This is a genomic window from Dapis hubbardiae BLCC-M172 (genome assembly GCF_050016015.1).
GTDB lineage: Bacteria > Cyanobacteriota > Cyanobacteriia > Cyanobacteriales > Microcoleaceae > Trichodesmium.
Window position 1 is genome coordinate 9394 of record NZ_JBNHEQ010000114.1, and the last position, 2797, is coordinate 12190.

At 31.0% G+C, this 2797-nt stretch carries 6 protein-coding genes and 1 tRNA gene; 1 reads left to right on the forward strand and 6 read right to left on the reverse strand.

The genetic code is table 11. The features are described from left to right. Nucleotides 1–148: 148 nt before the first annotated feature. The 4 genes from ACP6PK_RS10765 to ACP6PK_RS10780 all read right to left on the reverse strand — a co-directional run bounded on the left by ACP6PK_RS10765 (nt 149) and on the right by ACP6PK_RS10780 (nt 1695). Nucleotides 149–286 (reverse strand): hypothetical protein, encoded by a 138-nt coding sequence (locus tag ACP6PK_RS10765; protein ID WP_426559601.1) that lies wholly within the window; start codon nt 284–286, stop codon nt 149–151. Nucleotides 287–557: 271 nt separating this feature from the next. Beyond that, the gene (locus ACP6PK_RS10770; protein ID WP_426559602.1) at nt 558–749 is read right to left on the reverse strand and encodes a hypothetical protein; all 192 of its coding nucleotides are present in this window, start codon (nt 747–749) and stop codon (nt 558–560) included. Between the two features lie 94 nt (nt 750–843). Beyond that, entirely contained in the window at nt 844–1239 is a 396-nt protein-coding gene (locus tag ACP6PK_RS10775) for a hypothetical protein (RefSeq protein ID WP_426559603.1), read from the reverse strand. 30 nt (nt 1240–1269) lie between these two features. Beyond that, nucleotides 1270–1695 (reverse strand): hypothetical protein, encoded by a 426-nt coding sequence (locus tag ACP6PK_RS10780; RefSeq protein ID WP_426559604.1) that lies wholly within the window; start codon nt 1693–1695, stop codon nt 1270–1272. On the opposite strand from ACP6PK_RS10780, the gene ACP6PK_RS10785 reads away from it, so the two are divergent. Further along, nucleotides 1694–1819, forward strand: coding sequence for a hypothetical protein (locus ACP6PK_RS10785; RefSeq protein WP_371357495.1), 126 nt, complete (start codon nt 1694–1696; stop codon nt 1817–1819). The two genes, ACP6PK_RS10780 and ACP6PK_RS10785, sit on opposite strands and share 2 nt — an antisense overlap. On the opposite strand, the gene ACP6PK_RS10790 is transcribed toward ACP6PK_RS10785, so the two are convergent. Further along, nucleotides 1806–1955 carry a hypothetical protein gene (locus tag ACP6PK_RS10790; protein WP_371357494.1) on the reverse strand — a complete coding sequence of 50 codons (150 nt, stop codon included), beginning with the start codon at nt 1953–1955 and terminating at the stop codon, nt 1806–1808. The two genes, ACP6PK_RS10785 and ACP6PK_RS10790, sit on opposite strands and share 14 nt — an antisense overlap. A gap of 385 nt (nt 1956–2340) precedes the next feature. Continuing rightward, nucleotides 2341–2414: transfer RNA gene (locus ACP6PK_RS10795), tRNA-Pro, on the reverse strand. Between the last annotated feature and the right edge of the window lie 383 nt (nt 2415–2797).

Here is a 2797-nt window from a genome sequence, read left to right on the forward strand (position 1 = left end):
ACAAGTCTGAATTTAATTAATAGTTATAGGATTACGGAAAGGTTCAAAGAAAGAAATAGTAGAGGCTAATTTTCCTAATAATCCTAATACTTATGGTGCATTTTTTGCTCCAGTTGTTGGTGCAAAAAAGACATCAACTTGTCTAATTTCATTGCGGATTTAATAGAGGTGCTTGACATTCTCCAAATTGTGATAATAGTTCTTCTAACGGGACTTTAGCAAATTGGTCGTGGATAAATCTGGTCATTCGTTTATCAGCTATTTTTGCTGACTTATAGATTACCATATTTTACTTTCAAAACCGAATCTTGTAGCTGTTAAAATTAATGATAATTTAGCAATTATAAATAGGTTTTAACATTTAATCGTAGGGTTTTGGTCTCCAAACCAAAGCGTAAATGGAATTTGCAAACCAAACCCCGACAGTTTTTTTTCACAAATTATTTAGGGTTATACCAAGTGTGATAAATGTTTATTACAAATGCTAGAAGCAAGCTTCCCTTTTCCTTCTTTTATTAATATTATTTCTCTACCGAAACTCCAGACAAAATTCGTACTTATTTCTGCACACTCATACCAATTTCTAATGCTTCATTCAGTAATTTTCCATATTCAGTTGCTTGATTTTTAACATCAAAATTCATTAGAGCAGATAAATTATTTTCCATACTGGCAAATAATTCATAGCGCCTCATAATAAAATCTTGATTTTCCCGTAAAATTCTTTCTGTTTGTATTGCACAAATCAAACTTTCTCTAGTTACTTGATAATGCTTTAATTACATCATTTCGATTAATCAAATTTACTTCTAAATTTCCTACCGCAGCTAATTTATCCATAATTTATACCGCTGCAATTACCTGATTATATTTATTTACCTCATTCTGCAATTTTGCTAGTTCTTTGAGTGGTTTAGTTTTCCACCACATATAAATATTCCAGCACAGAGTAATACCCAATGATATTCCGAAAACAATTTTGATAAATAGATTGATTAAGCGAGGGTCATCAGAAGCATAACTTGTCTTCGTAATCATAACTAAAGTTAGAGGTAGAGAAATAATTAAAGTTAAACCAAATACAACAATTTGATTCAACATAATTGACAAAATTTGCCTTTGACTAAATCCTAATGGTAACTGATATAAATTCACCATTAATATATCACTCAAACTTTTATTACTTAATTTCTCAACCTCTAGTTCTAGAATTTTCAAATCTTGTAAATCTCGTTGCATAATTATTTCACATTTGCTCTCACAACAGTTTTATTTGAATCCTAAAAGACTGGTAATTAGATTGATAATCGTTAAATAAAAATTATCTTGGTTGTCTCTAAAAATTTGGAAAGGTTCTCCTGGTGCTCCAAAAAAAGGTCGTAGAGTCCATCCTAATTGAAATCCCACAAAAGTATATAATCCCAACCAAAATCGCAAAATCTTCAATCTAACTTCTTTTCCTTCTCCATCTTCTTCAGATAAAAAATTCATTCCTTGGTAAAAGAATTGTACCCCTAAAAAGCCTGTAACTGCAAAAATGACAACGTTCAATAATACAAAAAACTGATAATTATTTATAGACAAGAGGAAAAACAAACTAACTGGTGCAAAGCCAAATAATAAAACTGCAATTAATGCCATTGCAGTCATTAATAATGTCAAAAATTGTTCAAAGGTTTTTTTAGAACCAAACATGACATTAAAAAAGTATAATGTGGGAAAACAAATAATTAAAGTTAATAAATATAATGCTGGTAACTTAACAGCCGAAAAAGATGCTTGTAACCAACTATTTGAACTCCCTATTATTGCACCATAAATAAAATAGCAAAAAATACAGCACTAGAAATTAATAAACCTAATATTTTATCCTTAAGTTGATGACCTTGACGAATATCTTCTAGAAACTTCTGTCTCTCTCGTAATAGCTCCATAAAAACTGAAAAGTATTTCATTGTTTTAGCTCCTATTTTTAAGTATTTTGTTTGTACCTTATTAAAAGCTCCAACCTGGAGACATTAAGTTCCTAAAATAATGTTAAATCCTTTTACCGCTCTGCTTAAGCGTTAGAAATAAAAAGTCATCCCTCAGCAATTTTTCAGAAATAATTTTTTAAATTTGACTTTCTATTTCCCTGGTGTCGAGGTGTTGAAATAGGGTTTAATAAAAGTATCGGCATAAGTTATCATCTATAAATAGGAATTTTTATAGAAAAATAGGTTATACCAGAAGTCTAAATATTTTTACTCTTTCGTGATGTTGTATTTATGTAGTATTTTTAAAGAGGTATATGGAAACAAGAGATTAAAGGAAAAGACTGGAACCCTTGCCATGAATAAATCGGAGCGGCGGGATTTGAACCCACGACCCCCACTACCCCAAAGTGGTGCGCTACCAAGCTGCGCTACGCCCCGTAAACCTTAACTATTATATCACGCCATATCACATTTTGGCAACTAATTTTACTCAAAATATTCCAAGGCACATTTTTTTATTATAGCATATTGCCAGAGATATTATATCAATTATCATTAACTAGGACTTGCTGATTAAATCTCAAAAAATTGACAGATAAAGGCTTTAGCTTTTTTTAGTCGAAAAAATGCTAGCTTTTCGGTTGCTAGAGCTGCAAAAAGTTAGAATTTTTAGCAGACAAAGGCAGAAAAATCAAGGGACAAAATATCTGACTACCTACTCTATTAATTCCCATTTCTCCTAACTATTCCCTACTCCCTACTCCCTACTCCCTAACATCTATAATTCCAATTTCTCCTAACTAAGGCTTGCTGATTAAATA